Genomic DNA, 16,230 nt, shown 5'->3' with positions numbered 1-16,230 from the left:
AACGGAGGAGGTTGCCAACCCCGAGAAAAACCAGAAAGTAAAAATAAACTGGGCGGCTTTCGCACGGAAGAAAGGCGCCCCTGAAGATCATTATTCACTACACCCACCATCTATGTCCACACTAATGCGAATTTTAGTGATGTTTCTGGTGTGGTTGGCCTTTACCGCCGTCACCTTTTACACCTGCGTTCAGCCGCAGTGTTGTGGTGATGCGGACGTCATCACGAACACTGACGAGACCACCCCCGCTGAAGTCACCAATAATTATGCTGTTGTTTCGAGCCTTGGCTCCGCGGATGTATTGACCGGTACCGAATGGCCAGCGCTGCGCCAGCGACTACTCGACCAGTACAACGCCAACCCCAATCAGTTATTAGAAATATATGGCCATTACTATCCGAGCGAAGCCGTTCCGGATGGTTACGAAAACATGGGCTTTTTGCGTGCCGATCGCATCAAGGACCTGTTAGTCCCCGATATTCCCGCCGACAAAATCGTAACCCTTGCCCGCCGGATGGACGGCGCTACTCCCGCCGCGGAGGACAAGTGGCAGGCCGGAACCTTCAATATGAGTGAGCCGCAGCGGGAAGATGAGCCCGACAAGGCAGAAATCGTCGAGCTGGACCAGAACGAAATCATCGTTCGCTTTCCCTTCGGCTCCGCGACAAATTCCCTGGACCAGGAGGTAGAAGACTACCTTGAAAAGCTGGCGGACCGCCTGAAGGCAACCGAGGAAAACGTCACCATCATTGGCCATACCGACAGCCGTAGCTCGGCTGAATTCAACATGCGCTTAGGGCAGCGACGGGCAGACTTCCTTAAGGATGTCCTGGTGCGCAACGGAGCCCCGGCGGATCGGATTACTACCGAATCGGAAGGGGAAACTAATCCAGTGGCCACCAACGATACGGATTCCGGAAGACAACTCAACCGGCGTGCCGTCGTCAAACTCATCCCCTAAATCACCTTTCTTCCAACGCAACACACATTAACCATGAGTAATATTTTTCTTCAAGTAGAGCCAACGCTGTGGGGTGCCTGTTTTTGGTACTGGCTATGGACCGGTCTTGCCTTTCTGCTGGGCTGCCTGATCTGCCGACTTCTCAGCGGAGGAGGAGATAAGCACGACGATTACGAGGAAGTAAAGGCTGACCGTGATCGCTACCACGCCGCCGCCACGAAGTGGGAGACGGATTACCAGAGCATCAAGTACCAGCTCGAGGAGAGCCAGAAGGCGGAGGCTGACCTCCGCGCGGCCCTGCAACGCTGTGAGTCCGATAAGCACATGCTGCAAGTTCAGGTCGATCAGGCTTCCACCGATGACGGAAGTACCGCCCTGGGAGTTGCTGGCGGCCTCGCCGCCGGATCCCTGACCAGCGACGAAAGCGCTGGCGGAGGTTCCGTCTACGCCGGACTCTTCAACAACGATAACTTCCAGATCATCGAAGGCGTCGGGCCGAAGGTGAATCAGGTACTTATTGACGCGGGCTACAAAACCTGGGATGACCTGGCTAAGGCCGACGCCGATGACCTCCGTAAGCACCTGGATGCAGCCGGCAAGCGCTTTGCCCTCTGCGATCCTACCAGCTGGCCCCACCAGGCGTCGCTGGCCGCCGCCGGAGACTGGGACGAACTGATTCGCTACCAACGCTTCACGGACGCCGGCCGGGAAACCACCGGCGACTTCGAAACGCCCTCGAAGTTTGAGAAGCTGGCCACCAAGAAACTTGGGTTCAGCAGCGTCAAGCCGGAAGACCTCAAGGTAATCGAAGGGGTAGGACCAAAGATTGAAGGACTCCTGAAGGAAGGAGGCATCAACAACTGGTCCGAACTGGCGAACACCTCGGTAGAGCGTATCCAGGAAATCCTGGACGCTGCCGGTCCCCGCTACAAGCTGGCCAATCCCCGGACCTGGCCACAACAGGCGGCGCTGGCCGCCGCCGGAAACTGGAGTGCCCTCAAGGCACTGCAGGACGATCTCCAGGGAGGTGTATAACCTTCTTTGAGACTAGTAGATTGCTGAGGTATTAACCTCAAATATTCCGGCCCCATCTCCTTCGGGAGGTGGGGCCGCTTTTATGTAGGGTCAGGGACGTGGGAGTTGTGGAGACTTCGGGAAAACTTCCCGTAGTTCCCGTCGTTATTCCTTGCATGAAATGGTTACGTCGATTAGGATACGTTTTGGTGGGTGGCTACGTATTGATCTGCATCTTGCTTTACGCCGGCCAGGAGCGACTGCTTTTTCACCCCCGGGCGCTGAACGCGGATTACCGTTACGAAAATTACCAAGAGGTTTGGGTGCCCACGGACGATGCTACTCGCCTGCACGCCCTGCACCTGCGCGCTGCGGCCAATACGGACCCTGCCGCCCGCAAAGTCGTGCTCTACCTGCACGGTAACGTGGGCAACAACCGCAGAAGCCTGCACCAGACCCGGGCGCTGCAGCAAATCGGCGTGGACCTGCTGCTGATTGACTATCGGGGATTCGGAAAAAGTGAAGGGGCCCTGACGACGGAGGAGCATCTGACGGAAGACCTTCAGGAGGCCTACGATTACCTGCGCGAGGAGCTGGACTACGCCGAAGAAAACATTACCGTGGTGGGGTATTCCCTGGGCTCCGGCCCGGCAAGCTATTTGGCGGCGGAAAATAATCCCGGCAACGTGGTCCTCGTGGCCCCCTACACCAGTCTGACGGACATGAAGAATGAGTTTTTCTGGATGTTCCCTGACTTTCTGATGCGGTATCCGATGGACAACGCGAAGCGGCTGCGGGAAAGCAATGCTCCAGTGACCATCCTGCACGGTACGGCCGATGAACTGATTCCCTTCCGGATGGCCGAAGAACTGGTCTCCATCGACCCCCAGCGGATTAATCTGCGACCGCTGGAGGGGCAGGGCCACCGGGGCGCCATCCTCAGCCGCACCTTCGGGGAGGTAGTGGGCGCGATTGCCATGGGGAAGTAACAATTGCAAGTTTAACCACCGAAAATTGGTGGGCAAGTGCACCGACTAAATCGCTACCTTAGCACGGCAAACCACCCGCTAATGACCATGTTTCGTGCCCTCGCACTTAGTTTACTACTGGGAACCCTTATGAGCTGCCAAGAAACCCGCCCCGTATACACCAGCCTTGACGAGTATCCGATTTATCCCCACGGCGATCTCGGCGCGAAGTACACCACGGAGGCAACAACCTTTAAACTCTGGTCTCCCGCCGTGGACGCCGCCCGGGTGAAGCTCTACCGCGAAGACAGCGGTGACCTGGCCCCCATGCGGGTACTGGACATGGAAGAGATCGATGGGGCCTGGACGGCCATCGCGGAAGGCGACATGGACGAGATTTACTACACCTTCCAGGTAAAGCAAAACGGGACCTGGCAGGAAGAAGCCACCGACCCCTACGCCCGCGCTGCGGGAACCAACGGCACCCGGGGACAGGTGATCGATCTGGCGGACACCAACCCCGAGGGCTGGGCGCAGGACACCGCGCCGCCGCTGGCGGCGGCAACCGACGCCATCCTCTACGAACTGCACGTGCGGGACATCAGTCTGGACCCCCGGGCCAACATCGAGCATCCCGGAAAATTTCTGGGGCTCACCGAGCGCGGAACGGCCACCAACCAGGGAGACGCCACCGGGCTGGATCACCTCATCGAGTTGGGCGTCACGCACGTCCACCTGCTGCCCTCTTTCGATTACCTCAGCGTCAATGAGGCCCAAACGGAGGAGGCCCAGTACAACTGGGGCTATGACCCCCAGAACTACAACGTTCCGGAGGGCAGTTACTCGACGAACCCCCGCAACGGAAAAGTGCGGGTACGAGAGTTTAAGCAGATGGTCAAGGCATTGCACGATGCCGGTATCCGGGTGGTCATGGACGTGGTGTACAACCATACGGGTAAGAGCGCCGACAGCCATTTCCAGCATCTGATTCCGGATTATTTCTACCGCTTCAACGAGGACGGAAGCTTCAGCAACGCCAGTGGGTGCGGTAACGAAATTGCCAGCGATCGGCCGATGGTGAGAAAATACATCCGGGAATCCCTGGAGTACTGGGTGAAGGAATACCACGTCGACGGCTTCCGCTTTGATTTGATGGCCATTCACGACATCGCCACGATGAATGAAATCAGCCAGTCGCTGCACGCCCTGGATTCCACCATTCTCCTGTACGGGGAAGGCTGGACGGCCGGAGACTCGCCGCTGCCCGTTGAGCAGCGGGCCCTCAAGGCGCATACCCCGCAGCTGGACCGCGTGGCGGCCTTCAGTGATGACCTGCGGGACGGACTCAAGGGAAGTGTGTTTAACCACGAAGAGCAAGGCTTCGTCAGCGGTGCCCACGGACGGGATATGTCGATCCGTTTCGGCATTGTTGGGTCTACCTTTCACCCGCACGTGAACTACGACAGCGTAAACTACTCCAATGAGCCCTGGGCGAAGGAACCGGCCCAGTGCATCAATTACGTCAGCTGCCACGATAACCATACCCTCCGGGACCGACTGGCCATTTCCAACCCCGGAGACCCGCCGTCTTACCGCTCCCAGATGCAGCGCCTGGCGCTGGCCATCGTCCTGACCTCCCAGGGCATTCCCTTCCTGCACGCCGGATCGGAAATGGAGCGTACCAAAAACGGAGACGAGAATAGTTACAAAAGTGGTGACGGGGTCAACGCCATCCGGTACGCCGGAAAACGGGCCAACAAGCTTACCTACAATTATGTCCGGGGGCTCATCGAGCTGAGAAAACAACACCCCGCCTTCCGACTGGGCAGTACCGAAAAAATTACGGGTCACCTGGAGTTTGCACAAACCAACGATGACCAGTTGGTGGTCTATCGTATTCAGGATGCTCCCGGTGATGCGTGGAGCGACATCCTCGTCGCCTTCAACGGCAGCGGGCAGGCCAAGCGCATTGAGCTGCCCGAGGGCAGCTGGACGACGGTCGCCAACGGCCGGGAAGTGAACCCGGAGGGCATCGGCGGGGAGCGGGAGGAATGGACCTACGTAGACGGGAGAAGTGCGCTTATTTTGGTGCGGTGAATTTTTCACCTCTCCCCAACCCCTCTCCGGAGGAGAGGGGCTATAAAAACGCGAGGCGTTTTTTATAAATGAAAAACATTCCTTTAATCCTTTATATGGAGGAAGGGGGCTATAAAAACGCAAGGCGTTTTACTACCAAAATCGTTAAATTGCTCCCCTCTCCAGCGACATTGGAGCGGTACGGAGAGGGGCTGGGGGAGAAGTTGAAATCATTATTGATGGACCAAATATTACCGCCTAACCCAGACCAATACATTACCAAACCCGAACCATGAAATATTTAGGTATTCTCCCCTTATCCCTCCTTTCCCTGCTGGTCTTCGCTCAGGATCCGGTTGGTCCCGTTTTTGAAAATGGGGAGGCACAGATTGTCCCCGAATTTGAAGATCCCAAAGACTGGCTGCGCCATGACTTATGGGTGGAGACGGAGTTCGATACGGACGGAGACGGACAACCGGACCGGATGCACGTGGCGGTCACCCGTCCCAAGCAAACCGAGGAGGGCCTGAAGTTACCCGTAGTGTATAATACCAGCCCCTACTTTGCCGGCGTGGCCGGCAATGCCGAAGGCCTTTTCTGGGACGTCAGGCACGAACTGGGGGAGAAAGCCAAACCACGCACCCACGTAGAGGTGGTCCGGCGTGGCGAACGGCCGATCATTTCCAACGGACACATCCGGGATTGGGTGCCGCGGGGCTACATCGTCGTCCATTCTTCATCCCCGGGAACGGGGCTTTCGCAGGGCGCCCCCACCGTGGGCGGAGATAATGAATCGTTGGCCCCCAAGGCGGTAATCGACTGGCTCAACGGACGAGCGAAGGGATACACCACCCCGGATGGTGACGAGGAGGTGGATGCCTACTGGACCACCGGAAAGGTGGGCATGACGGGCACTTCGTACAACGGAACGCTGCCGCTGGCGGCGGCCACCACCGGAGTGGAAGGCCTGGAGGCCATCATTCCCGTAGCGCCCAACACCTCTTATTATCACTACTACCGCTCCCACGGACTGGTACGCTCTCCCGGTGGTTACCTCGGGGAAGACATTGACGTGCTGTATGACTTTATCCACAGTGGCGATGAGGCCAAACGTCCCTACAATAACGCCACGGTGCGCGATAAGGAAATGGCCGCGGGAATGGACCGCGAGACGGGAGACTACAACGAGTTCTGGGCCGGCCGGGATTACCTCAACGACATGGAGCCCATGAAGGCCGCCCTGTTGATGTCCCACGGCTTCAACGACTGGAACGTAATGCCAGAGCACAGCTACCGGATATACAAAGCGGCGAAAGAAAAGGGGCTTCCCGCCAAAATTTACTACCACCAGAACGGCCACGGTGGGCCACCGCCCTTCTCCATGATGAACAAGTGGTTTACCAAGTACCTGCACGGAGTAGATAATGGAGCGGAAGAGGGGCCCAAGTCGTGGATCGTTCGGGAGAACGATGACCGGCAGGACCCGACGGCCTATCCGGATTACCCACACCCGGACGCGGAGATGGTCACCGTTTATCCGTCGGGGGCTGCGCCAAAAGTGGGCGGTCTGGGCATGGATGCCGGCATGGCGAAGGGTAAGGAAACCCTCGTAGACAATTACTCCTTCTCCGGTTCTGCCCTGGCGCAGGCCGAGCATACGGAGCACCGGCTGCTCTACCTGATGCCCGAGTTGCAACAGCCTGTGCACCTCTCCGGGGTGCCCGAGATCACCGTACGGCTGGCGAGCAATATGCCCGCCGCCAACCTTTCCGTGTGGTTAGTTGCCCTTCCCTGGGAGTCCGGTCGGCGGAGCAAAATCACCGACAACATCATCACCCGTGGTTGGGCGGACCCCCAGAATCACGCCTCCCTCACCGAGAGTGAGCCCCTGAAGCCGGGCAAGTTTTACGACGTGACCTTCACCCTCCAGCCCGACGATCAGGTTATCCCCGCCGGACAACAAATCGGTCTGCTGATCTTCTCCAGCGACCGGGAATTCACCCTCTGGCCGGAGCCGGGTACCGAGCTGACCGTAGACCTCAAGGGCACCAGCCTGAAACTTCCCGTGGTGGGGGGTAAGGTGATGTTGGAGCAGGCGCTGAAAAAATAGGATGACGATTGTTTCGGGCGAGGGGCCGCGGGTGCCGGGTAGTTTGGTGGGGCTATGGTAATTGTAGAGCGATCCTAATCCCCGTCAATGTAGATCACAGTGCGGTGTCCAAACGTACCTGGCCTTTCTTGATCTACTTTGCACCTGCGCTCCGCCGCCGTGAGGAGGATTGAGGATTAAGGCTTCAGGATTAAGGTTTTGGAATCACGCTAAATCCTTCGTCCTCAATCCTCAATCCTAAATTTTCCTTCCTACCTTCGCGACATGTCCAGTAAATACGAGAAAAGGGGCGTTTCCGCCACGAAATCTGAGGTACACGAAGCCATTAAGGGGCTCGACAAGGGGCTTTACCCCAAAGCCTTCTGTAAAATTCTTCCGGATGTGGTTGGCGGAGATGCCGACTGGTGTAACGTGATGCACGCCGATACCGCCGGCACCAAGACCAGTCTGGCGTATCTCTACTGGAAAGAGACCGGTGACCTGAGTGTCTGGGAAGGGATCGTGCAGGACAGCCTGGTGATGAACCTGGATGACATGGGCTGCGTTGGGGCGGTCAACGACGTACTGGTCAGTTCCACCATTGGCCGCAACAAGAACCGTATTCCCGGGGAAGTCCTTAAGACCATCATCCAGGGGGCACAGAAATTTGCCGACCGGATGGCCGAAGAAGGCGTGGCCCTGCACATGACCGGCGGCGAAACCGCCGACGTGGGGGATATCGTGCGCACCATCGACGTGGGCTTCACCACCTTTGCCCGCCTGCGCCGGGATGAGCTGGTCATCAATGACATCAAGCCCGGAAACGTAATCGTCGGGCTGGCCAGCTACGGACAGGCATCCTACGAGGATGCCTACAACGGTGGGATGGGCAGTAATGGGCTCACGAGTGCCCGCCACGACGTGTTCCGGCACGAGTACGCAGATAAGTATCCGGAGAGCTTTGATCCCGAGGTGCCCAAGGAAGTAATCTACACCGGTTCCCGCTCCCTTACCGAGGAAATCATGGTGGACAACGGACTGATGATTCCCGTGGGGAAACTGGTCCTGAGCCCCACCCGAACGTACCTCCCCGTCCTTAAGGTATTGCTGGACGAGCTACGGCCAAAACTGAACGGACTCATCCACTGCACCGGAGGAGCCCAGACCAAAGTGGTCAAATTCATCGATCGGGTGCGGGTGGTCAAGGATCAGCTGTTTGATGTGCCCCCCTTGTTTGACCTGATCCGCGGAGAGAGTGGCACCGACTGGCGGGAAATGTATCAGGTCTTCAATATGGGCCACCGCCTCGAGGTATACCTGCCGGAAGAGGAAGCCCAGACGGTAATTGATATTGCCACAAAGTTTGGGATCGACGCCCAGGTGGTCGGACACGTAGAATCCGCGGATCGACCTACGGTAAGCTTGCATACGCCCGGTGGCGTGGAGGATTACTTTGAATAGTAATGTAGGCTGAGGCTAAGGAGTAGGCTTGCTCCGCAAGCCGATCGCAAAGCATCAGAAAGAAATTATGAAAGCAGGCTTGCTCCCCGTCCCACTCAAAATTGGCCGGACAAGCGCAAGCCGGTCGCCCGGTCGCAAAGCATCAGGCAAAGTGAAACGCTTTCTCTCTCTTCGACCTGGAAGGCCGTCCCTCAGGTGGAGCAAGGTTTGCCGCCGTTCACTGAACGGCAAGGGCCTTGCGACCGAAATCCTCGGCGCAAATATGCCTTCTCCCCGATGGAACTCACCTATTCTACCCCGGAAACATCCCGGCCGTAACCGGTAATGGTTTCCCCCAGACCCGTTCATCGGCTAAGAGGCTGAAGATCGCAGTTGGAGTGTCCAGCTGATGTTCCCGAATGGCGGTGATGGCCCGGGCGTCGTCCCGGAGAATCGCAGAAGGATCCTGATAATGGGCGATCATGCTCTGGAAGGCCTGCATCAGCCGAGGAGGGAGTTTTCCCATTTTTTGATGATAATCCACGATGGCTGGCCAAATCCGGGTACGGATCTTAGTCAGGGAGTTGAGGGAGATGTCCGCCAGATGGTGATGAAGGTAGGGGTTGGCCAGTCGATCGAGCATTGCCCGGACGTATGCTTCTCCGGGCTGGTCTTCCTCCGACAGGCTGGGGTAGAGCTCTTCATTAAGGAGTTCCCGCACCCAGTCCGTCCATTCAGGATCGGTCAGGAATTCCCGTACCGTTCGAAATCCTCGGGGAAGTCCCATGGCCACCATTGACGTGTGGGTGGCGTTCAGTAGTCGCACCTTGGCGTTGCGTATCGGTTCCAGCGAAGACGTGAAGTTGACTAAGTGGGAAGGGGCTTCAAAAATCGGTTCCGGACTTTTGATGGACCACGAAAAGTAGGGCTCAGCGCAAACGGCCAAGGCAGGCTGGTCTTTGGTATTTGCCGGACACTTACCGGTCACGATGCGGTCTACCAGGCTGGAATGGGAGGGACAGTGATCGGCAAGCCAGGTAGAAAAGGCATCCCCCAGCTCCCAGATTTGGGCGTAATGAAGCAGCTGTGATTTGAGGAGGGGACCGTTATCGTCTACCAGCTCAAGGGGCAACAAGGTCACCCCGGCGGTAGCAGCCCCGCGGAAGTGGGAGAACCGGTGGTAAAGCCACTGGGTAAGCTTTCCGGGAAAGGTGGCCGCGGGTTGTCCTGAAGGAAGGGGCTCGTCCGCTATCTGAAGACCCGCCTCCGTGGTGTTACTGACTACGAACCGAAGATTGGGTAAGGATGCACTGCTCAGAAAATCGTCAAAATCTTCCCAGGGATAGACTATTCGGTCGATGCGATCCAGGAGGGTGTCTTGGGAGAAAGGTTGGCCGTTTTTTAGTCCCTGGAGTCGACAGGTGAATTGGCCCCGGGATTGTTCCAGGTTCGTGTAGGGGCCACCATTAGTTGGCCGGATCAGGACGCAGTGGTTGTTGCCCCGGTGTTCCGGTAATTGCTCGAGTAACCAAACGGTGAAGGCCAGTTGAAAATTTCCACCTCCAATCAGGGCCCATCGTGCCGCTGAGTTATCCCGGATGATCATTTCGACCTGTTTTACTTCCGCCTATTTCTCCTAGGACAGACGGATGTCGGTGTAGGGCTGCAAGCGACTGCGGAGGAAGATGAGATTTCTGCGCATGTGGGTCTCGATGGTTTTCTGGCTTACCCCGCAGTTCTTGGCGATTTGTTGGTAAGTAAGTCCTTCAAACCGGTTGAGCCGGAAAATGTGCTGGCCTTTGGGCGGGAGGTCGCTGATGGCCTTTTCGATCAGGTCATCGAGTTGGTTGGCGGTAGTGCATTGGTCCGGAGTGGGGGAGGGACAGGGACGGTGAATGGGCAGCTCTCCCGTGATGGTTCGCTGGCGGTTTCGCTTGCGCAGATAATCGATGCAGCGATTCCGGACGGCGGAGCGCAGGTAGGCGGCGGTATTACTGTGAATGCTCAGGTCGTTGCGCTGTTTCCAGACCTTGGTGAATACGTCCAGTACTACCTCCTGCGCCTCATGGGGGCAACCTAATGTCCGCTGTGCGTTGCTCAGCAAGGGGGAGAAGTACTGCGAGAAAAAGGCGTTAAATTCCTTTTCGTCGGTGGGGCCATTGGTGGTAAACCCAGAGGTACGTAATGGCGATAGGCTCATGATCAACTGTTTGAATGATTGGGGTTAAGGGAGGAAGCTCGAACAATAACTTTGGGAGAGATAACCAGCCGATTGGCGGTCTCTGCCTTCTTTTTCTTCTGTTTCAGGGATTCGATGGTCCGCCTCGCCGTCTCGCGGCCCATCAGGAGGGTACACTGATCAACGCTGGAAAGGGTGGGGGTTAATAATTCGGTAAAGGGCTCATTGGCAAAGCCGATGAAGGCCAGTTCTTCGGGGACCTTTACCCCCAGTGTCTGGGCGGCCTTCAGTCCGCCCGCAGCACTGTAATCACTGGCGCTGAAAATGGCATCGGGGCGTTCGGGGAGGCTCCACAGCTTTTTGAAGGCCTCCTTGCCACTGTCCAGATGGGAAACAATATCCACGACGAACTCCTGGCGAACCTCCCGGCCGGCGTCCGCCATGGCGTCGAGGTAGCCCCGGTAACGATCCCGGTAAATGTGGAGGTGTTGTGGCCCACGAAGGTGAGCGATAAGTTGGTAGCCCTGGTCGATGAGGTGGGTGGTGGCCAGGTAGGCCCCCTGAAAATCATTAATCACCACGGAAGCGGCGTTCAACCCCTGGGGTACATTGTCGAAAAACTGTACCGGGATGTTGGACGAGGAGGTGATCTGCTCGTAAAACCTACTGTTGTTTTCGCCGTCCTTGGCGGTGGAGATCATAATTCCATCTACCTGTAGCCGGCGGAGGGTTTCCACCATTTCGCGCTCCCGGGCGGAGGAATCGTAACTCTGGCAGACAACCACCCGGAACCCGGACTCGTCCGCTTCTTCCTCAATGCCCCGAATAATACTGGCAAAAAACGTTCGGTCCGCGGCGGGAATGATGACCCCCAGAATGTTACTTCTGCCCCGTCGGAGGGCCGCCGCAATATGGTTGGGTTGGTAGTTGAGTTCCCGGGCCTTGGCGATTACCAGTTCGCGGGTACGTTCACTCACCGCCGGGTTTCCACTGAGGGCGCGACTAATGGTCGAAGCATTCAGGCCCAGTGCACTGGCGATATCATGAATGGTCGTTCTGGCAGGCGTTTTACTCAAAATTTGTGCAATCGTTTGCGGTCCCTCGTTCTCTTTGATGCGAAATTATGCATTCAAAGGATTGCCGTAAATATAGTAGGATTTGCGACTTTAATTCGCACTTTTTGTTACGGAAAAGAATAAAATTTGGAAAATTTAGGAGCTGGTACGCTGGGTAATGTTTCCGGCAGAAAAGGAGGTAAGTCGCTAATTTTGGGACTAATTACCTGATAAACTGATAGTTAGATTGGGGGCGTATTAGACTGATATTCTTGGGATTGTAGATAAATTCGGGGTCTCAGTTCACGGGCAAAAGGTGACGGATAAAAATCTTCCGGCAAGAACGGAAAATTTTGCAATCGATTGCAAAATGATTAGACGGTGAATTTCACGCGTCTTCACTGAGGGGGGCTGGCTTAGCTAAGGTTGGTGAAGTAGACGTGTGTTCTGGGGTTGAAGTCCAAAGAATGAGGTGATTAGTACATTAATTAGTCTTATCGGTGGCAAAAACCGCCTTCGGAGTAGGTCAACCAAAAATCCTGTTTACTTTTGCGCCACTCCTTAAGGGGGGATTCTTTTGTCGGCTGACTTACCCGCCCAGCCATAGGGAAAGAAAAATCCCGTTTGTTGAGTCACATTTGTATGATAGCTGGTTTTCCTATTTTCAGGACCAGTACTTAGTCAAACTGCTCCGGTATGAAAAGAATTTTACTTCTCTTTTTACTCCTATCTATTTCCGTTGCGGCCTTCGCCCAAACTGCACTTTCTGGTAAAGTCATCGATGTTGACTCCGGAGACCCTTTGCCCTTTGCTTCCGTTTCTCTTTTTAAGGAGGGAGCTTTCTACCAGGGTACCAATACGGACATTGACGGTAACTACTTCTTCTCTAACATTGACCCGGCTACCTACGATATTAAGGTAGACTACACGGGCTACCCGCAAACTCAGTTGACGGGAATCCCGGTCAAGGCCGGCCAGACCAACGTGGCCGACGTTGAGGTAACCGCCGACGGCGGGGTTAACCTTGACGTGGTGGTAGTAAAGGACTTTAAGGTCCCGCTGATTGAACAGGATAATACGACCTCCGGTCAGACGGTGACCTCAGAACAGATTCGGAGTCTACCTACCCGGAGCATTAACCAGATTGCCTCCATTACGGCGGGTGCCTCCTCTACGGATGAAGGTGGAGCAATCAACATTCGGGGCTCTCGGTCCAACGCCACGGACTACTTCGTGGACGGTGTGCGGGTTTCAGCCACCAACCTGCCGGAATCAGAAATTGAGCAGCTCCAGGTAATTACTGGTGGGGTAGAAGCACGGTACGGTGACGTAACGGGCGGTATCATCTCCATCACCACTAAAGGACCAAGCAACAAGTTCAGCGTCAACGCCGAGGCGGAGACCAGTGAAGGCCTGGATGCTTACGGCAATAGCCTGGTTGGACTGGCCATCAATGGTCCCATCTTGCGAGACAACCAAGGAAGTTCCATCCTTGGTTTCCGTTTGTCCGGCCGCTACACCTACCGGGAAGATGATGACCCGAGTGCGGTGCCCATTTACCGCATCAAAGAAGACAAACTTGCCGAATTGGAGGCTAATCCGGTATTTGCAATCTCGAGACAAGATGGTGATGATGTTTCAATTGTAGCGGCTGACTTTTTGACCAACGACGACGTCACGGCCCTCGAAACGCGGCCCTTTGAAGCCTCCGACAACCTGAACCTGAACGGTCGGATTGACGCTCGCCTCAGCGACGCCATTGACGTTTCGCTTTCTGGCTTTTATGGCAACTCTAGTAACCAATTTACGCCATCTGAAAACAGTGGTAACAGTTGGCGGTTGCTAAATGCTCATAACAACCCTACCTCCTTTGGCGATAACTACCGGGCCAACTTCCGTTTCCGCCACCGTTTGGGTGGTAATGGGGTGGCCGGGGAAGGTGCCGGAAAGAGTCTGATCCAGAAGGCCAACTATACCCTGCAGTTTACTTACGAAAACAACCGCTCTGATGTTGAAGACCCCCGCCACGGTGATAATTTCTTTGACTACGGCTACGTCGGTTCATTTGATGTAGATTATGTTCCGGTTTATGCAATTGTGCCCGATTCAAACGGGGTTTTTATTCCCATCCATACCGATTACCGGGAAGTATTGAGAAGTTTTGACCCATCAACTTCGCGAAATCCCGTTTTATCCAATTACAATTTAGGAAACCCCTTTGCAACGGGGCCTGATATTGATTACAGTAATGGTTTGAATTATGGAATTCTAAACAATCCCTCTTCTTCGGAGCAATTTCGAGAGGATCCAATCTCAGTTGATCGGTTCAGTGTGATAAATGGAAGGACATTAAACTTCTTGAATAATAGTTGGAATTTCCACCAGAATGTGGGGACCGTCTATAATCTCTATCGAAAAACTGATAGTGATTTAATTACTTTTCAGGCAAATGCAGGTTTTGAAATCGTTCCCGGTAGTTCGGATAAGAGTCGTCACAGCATCCAGTTCGGGGTGATTTATGAGCAAAGGGCACAGAGATCATATTCCTTAAACCCAAGGGGACTTTGGACACTTGGTCGACAATTGGTTAATTCTCACATTCCGTCAGTAGCACAGACAAATACTGTAGTAGATTCTGTCTTTATTGATTTTGAGGGCAGCAGTAATTCACTTCCGTACCAAGGGACAGCATTGGTTCTTTCACCTACTGTAGACTCTGGCCCCGTAGAGGCAGGGAAATTCATCACATCCTTGCGCGAATCATTGGGAGTCCCTTTGAATCAACACGTTAACATTGATGGGCTGAGTCCGGATCAGTTAGAACTTGAAATGTTCAGTGCAAGGGAGCTTACCCAAGCTGGACTTTTAAACTACTTCGGCTACGACTACCTGGGGAATGAATTTGACGGAAACTTTGACGACTTCTTTGCCCTGGATCCAATTACCGGACGCCGGACCTTTAACGTTGCGCCCAACCGCCCAATCTACGCGGCGGCCTACCTACAGGATAAGTTTACGATCAACAAGATGATCTTCCGCCTGGGGGTACGGATTGATCGTTACGACGCCAATACCCGGGTACTCAAAGATCCCTACAGCCTTTACGAAATTATCGGTGCGGGAGATTTTCACGATCAGTTTGGTGGGCAACAACCCGGAAGCATCGGTGATGATTACGCCGTGTACACCAGCGAAGACAACGGAACCGAAGTGCAGGCGTACCGCCGCGGCGATGACTGGTTCCTCCCCGACGGTACACCCACGAATGGCCCCCAGGAGATCGACGGTATTCGTTCTGGTCTGGTTTTCCCCAAGTACGCGAACCCCGCCGTCCACGACGTGGCCAACTTCATTAAGGAAGATGACTTTACCGTAGAAACTTCCTTCCAGGACTATGAAGTCCAGTTTAACGTCATGCCCCGTTTGGCCTTCTCTTTCCCCATTTCGGACGACGCCAACTTCTTCGCGCACTACGACGTGCTGCTGCAGCGCCCGCCGAGCAATACGCTGGCGACCGCGCTGGACTACTTCTTCTTCGTGGAGCGTGCCGGCGGCCTGATCAACAACCCGAACCTTCGTCCGGAGCGTACCGTAGACTACGAGGTTGGCTTCAAGACCCGTTTGTCCAACTCTTCTGCTCTGACCATTGCCGCGTACTACAAAGAGATGCGGGACATGATTCAGCAGCGGACTTATTTCCCGGTCCCACTGGTTAACCAGTACACCACCTACGATAACCAGGATTTTGGTACGACCAAAGGGTTTAGCCTGACGTACGATCTGCGCCGGACGGCCGGCTTCCAGGTCAACGCCAACTACACCCTGCAATTTGCCGACGGTACGGGATCCAACGCTAACTCTCAGCAGGGTTTGACCAACCGGGGTAACCTCCGGACGCTGTTCCCGCTGAATTTCGATGAGCGTCACCGCGTCAATCTAGTCATTGATTATGCTACGGGGAGCAATTTTAACGGTCCGCCCATCTTCAAAAACATCAGTGCCAACCTGCAGGCATCCGCCGTTACCGGTCGTCCTTACACGGCAACTTTCCTCCCCTCAGAACTGGGTGGTTCCGGTACCCGGGGTGGTATTAATGGCGCCCGCAAGCCGTTCACCTTCGTCCTTAACGGACGGGTCAGCAAGAACATTCAGGTAGCCAAAGGATCCTTCGTGAACCTTTACTTCCGGGTCAGCAACATTCTCGATCGCCGGAACCCATTGTTCGTATACTCCGTAACGGGATCCCCCGAAGATCCGGGCTTCCTGCAGTCCAGCTTTGGTCAGGATCAGCTGCGCAGCCTCGAAGGCGGTACCCGTCCCGTAGAAAGCTACCTGGCCTCTTACCAGTGGCGCATTCTGAATCCGAACTTCTTCACGCTTCCCCGTCGGATGTTCGTAGGTGCCATTTTCAGTCTTTAAGTCTTCTCGCCGTTATTCAAAATTTCAAT

At 55.3% G+C, this 16,230-nt stretch carries 10 protein-coding genes; 7 read left to right on the top strand and 3 right to left on the bottom strand.

Annotated elements, in window-relative coordinates; translation table 11 throughout:
* The first annotated feature begins 112 nt into the window (after nt 1–112).
* From E1J53_RS18215 to E1J53_RS18190, 6 genes are all read left to right on the top strand, one after another.
* On the top strand, nt 113–961 hold the full coding sequence (locus E1J53_RS18215; protein WP_134270653.1) for an OmpA family protein: 849 nt from the start codon (nt 113–115) through the stop codon (nt 959–961).
* A 33-nt stretch (nt 962–994) separates the two neighbouring features.
* Complete coding sequence (locus E1J53_RS24010) at nt 995–1,996, top strand: helix-hairpin-helix domain-containing protein (RefSeq protein WP_173021553.1); 1,002 nt, start codon at nt 995–997, stop codon at nt 1,994–1,996.
* A 155-nt stretch (nt 1,997–2,151) separates the two neighbouring features.
* Complete coding sequence (locus E1J53_RS18205; protein WP_134270652.1) at nt 2,152–2,964, top strand: alpha/beta hydrolase; 813 nt, start codon at nt 2,152–2,154, stop codon at nt 2,962–2,964.
* Between the two features lie 129 nt (nt 2,965–3,093).
* Nucleotides 3,094–5,040, top strand: coding sequence for a type I pullulanase (gene pulA, locus E1J53_RS18200; RefSeq protein WP_253932073.1), 1,947 nt, complete (start codon nt 3,094–3,096; stop codon nt 5,038–5,040).
* Between the two features lie 271 nt (nt 5,041–5,311).
* Nucleotides 5,312–7,129, top strand: coding sequence for a Xaa-Pro dipeptidyl-peptidase (locus tag E1J53_RS18195; protein ID WP_134270650.1), 1,818 nt, complete (start codon nt 5,312–5,314; stop codon nt 7,127–7,129).
* Nucleotides 7,130–7,393: 264 nt separating this feature from the next.
* Complete coding sequence (locus E1J53_RS18190; RefSeq protein ID WP_134270649.1) at nt 7,394–8,569, top strand: AIR synthase-related protein; 1,176 nt, start codon at nt 7,394–7,396, stop codon at nt 8,567–8,569.
* A gap of 292 nt (nt 8,570–8,861) precedes the next feature.
* Here the strand turns inward: E1J53_RS18190 and E1J53_RS18185 are convergent, their stop codons facing one another.
* Genes E1J53_RS18185 through E1J53_RS18175 form a run of 3 tightly spaced genes read right to left on the bottom strand, consistent with a single transcriptional unit; the run spans nt 8,862 to nt 11,803 of the window.
* Nucleotides 8,862–10,154, bottom strand: a complete 1,293-nt coding sequence (locus E1J53_RS18185; RefSeq protein ID WP_134270648.1) for a hypothetical protein — start codon at nt 10,152–10,154, stop codon at nt 8,862–8,864.
* A gap of 30 nt (nt 10,155–10,184) precedes the next feature.
* A complete protein-coding gene (locus tag E1J53_RS18180; protein ID WP_134270647.1) occupies nt 10,185–10,748 on the bottom strand; it encodes an RNA polymerase sigma factor in 564 nt (187 codons plus the stop codon).
* Between the two features lie 2 nt (nt 10,749–10,750).
* Nucleotides 10,751–11,803, bottom strand: coding sequence for a LacI family DNA-binding transcriptional regulator (locus E1J53_RS18175; protein WP_134270646.1), 1,053 nt, complete (start codon nt 11,801–11,803; stop codon nt 10,751–10,753).
* A gap of 675 nt (nt 11,804–12,478) precedes the next feature.
* Here E1J53_RS18175 and E1J53_RS18170 point away from each other — a divergent pair.
* Entirely contained in the window at nt 12,479–16,201 is a 3,723-nt protein-coding gene (locus tag E1J53_RS18170; protein WP_134270645.1) for a TonB-dependent receptor, read from the top strand.
* Nucleotides 16,202–16,230: the final 29 nt, after the last annotated feature.

The sequence above is a fragment of the Lewinella sp. W8 genome, assembly GCF_004375085.3.
In the GTDB taxonomy this organism is placed as follows: domain Bacteria; phylum Bacteroidota; class Bacteroidia; order Chitinophagales; family Saprospiraceae; genus Neolewinella.
The sequence above is the reverse complement of the archived record's forward strand: the minus strand, read 5'-3'. Positions and strand labels throughout refer to the sequence as shown.

What these genes read in the sequence shown, in the direction of transcription:
- E1J53_RS18215 (WP_134270653.1), top strand. Translation starts at nt 113, where the DNA reads ATGTCCACACTAATGCGAATTTTAGTGATGTTTCTGGTGTGGTTGGCC.
- E1J53_RS24010 (WP_173021553.1), top strand. Translation starts at nt 995, where the DNA reads ATGAGTAATATTTTTCTTCAAGTAGAGCCAACGCTGTGGGGTGCCTGT.
- E1J53_RS18205 (WP_134270652.1), top strand. Translation starts at nt 2,152, where the DNA reads ATGAAATGGTTACGTCGATTAGGATACGTTTTGGTGGGTGGCTACGTA.
- pulA (WP_253932073.1), top strand. Translation starts at nt 3,094, where the DNA reads ATGAGCTGCCAAGAAACCCGCCCCGTATACACCAGCCTTGACGAGTAT.
- E1J53_RS18195 (WP_134270650.1), top strand. Translation starts at nt 5,312, where the DNA reads ATGAAATATTTAGGTATTCTCCCCTTATCCCTCCTTTCCCTGCTGGTC.
- E1J53_RS18190 (WP_134270649.1), top strand. Translation starts at nt 7,394, where the DNA reads ATGTCCAGTAAATACGAGAAAAGGGGCGTTTCCGCCACGAAATCTGAG.
- E1J53_RS18185 (WP_134270648.1), bottom strand. Translation starts at nt 10,154, where the DNA reads ATGATCATCCGGGATAACTCAGCGGCACGATGGGCCCTGATTGGAGGT.
- E1J53_RS18180 (WP_134270647.1), bottom strand. Translation starts at nt 10,748, where the DNA reads ATGAGCCTATCGCCATTACGTACCTCTGGGTTTACCACCAATGGCCCC.
- E1J53_RS18170 (WP_134270645.1), top strand. Translation starts at nt 12,479, where the DNA reads ATGAAAAGAATTTTACTTCTCTTTTTACTCCTATCTATTTCCGTTGCG.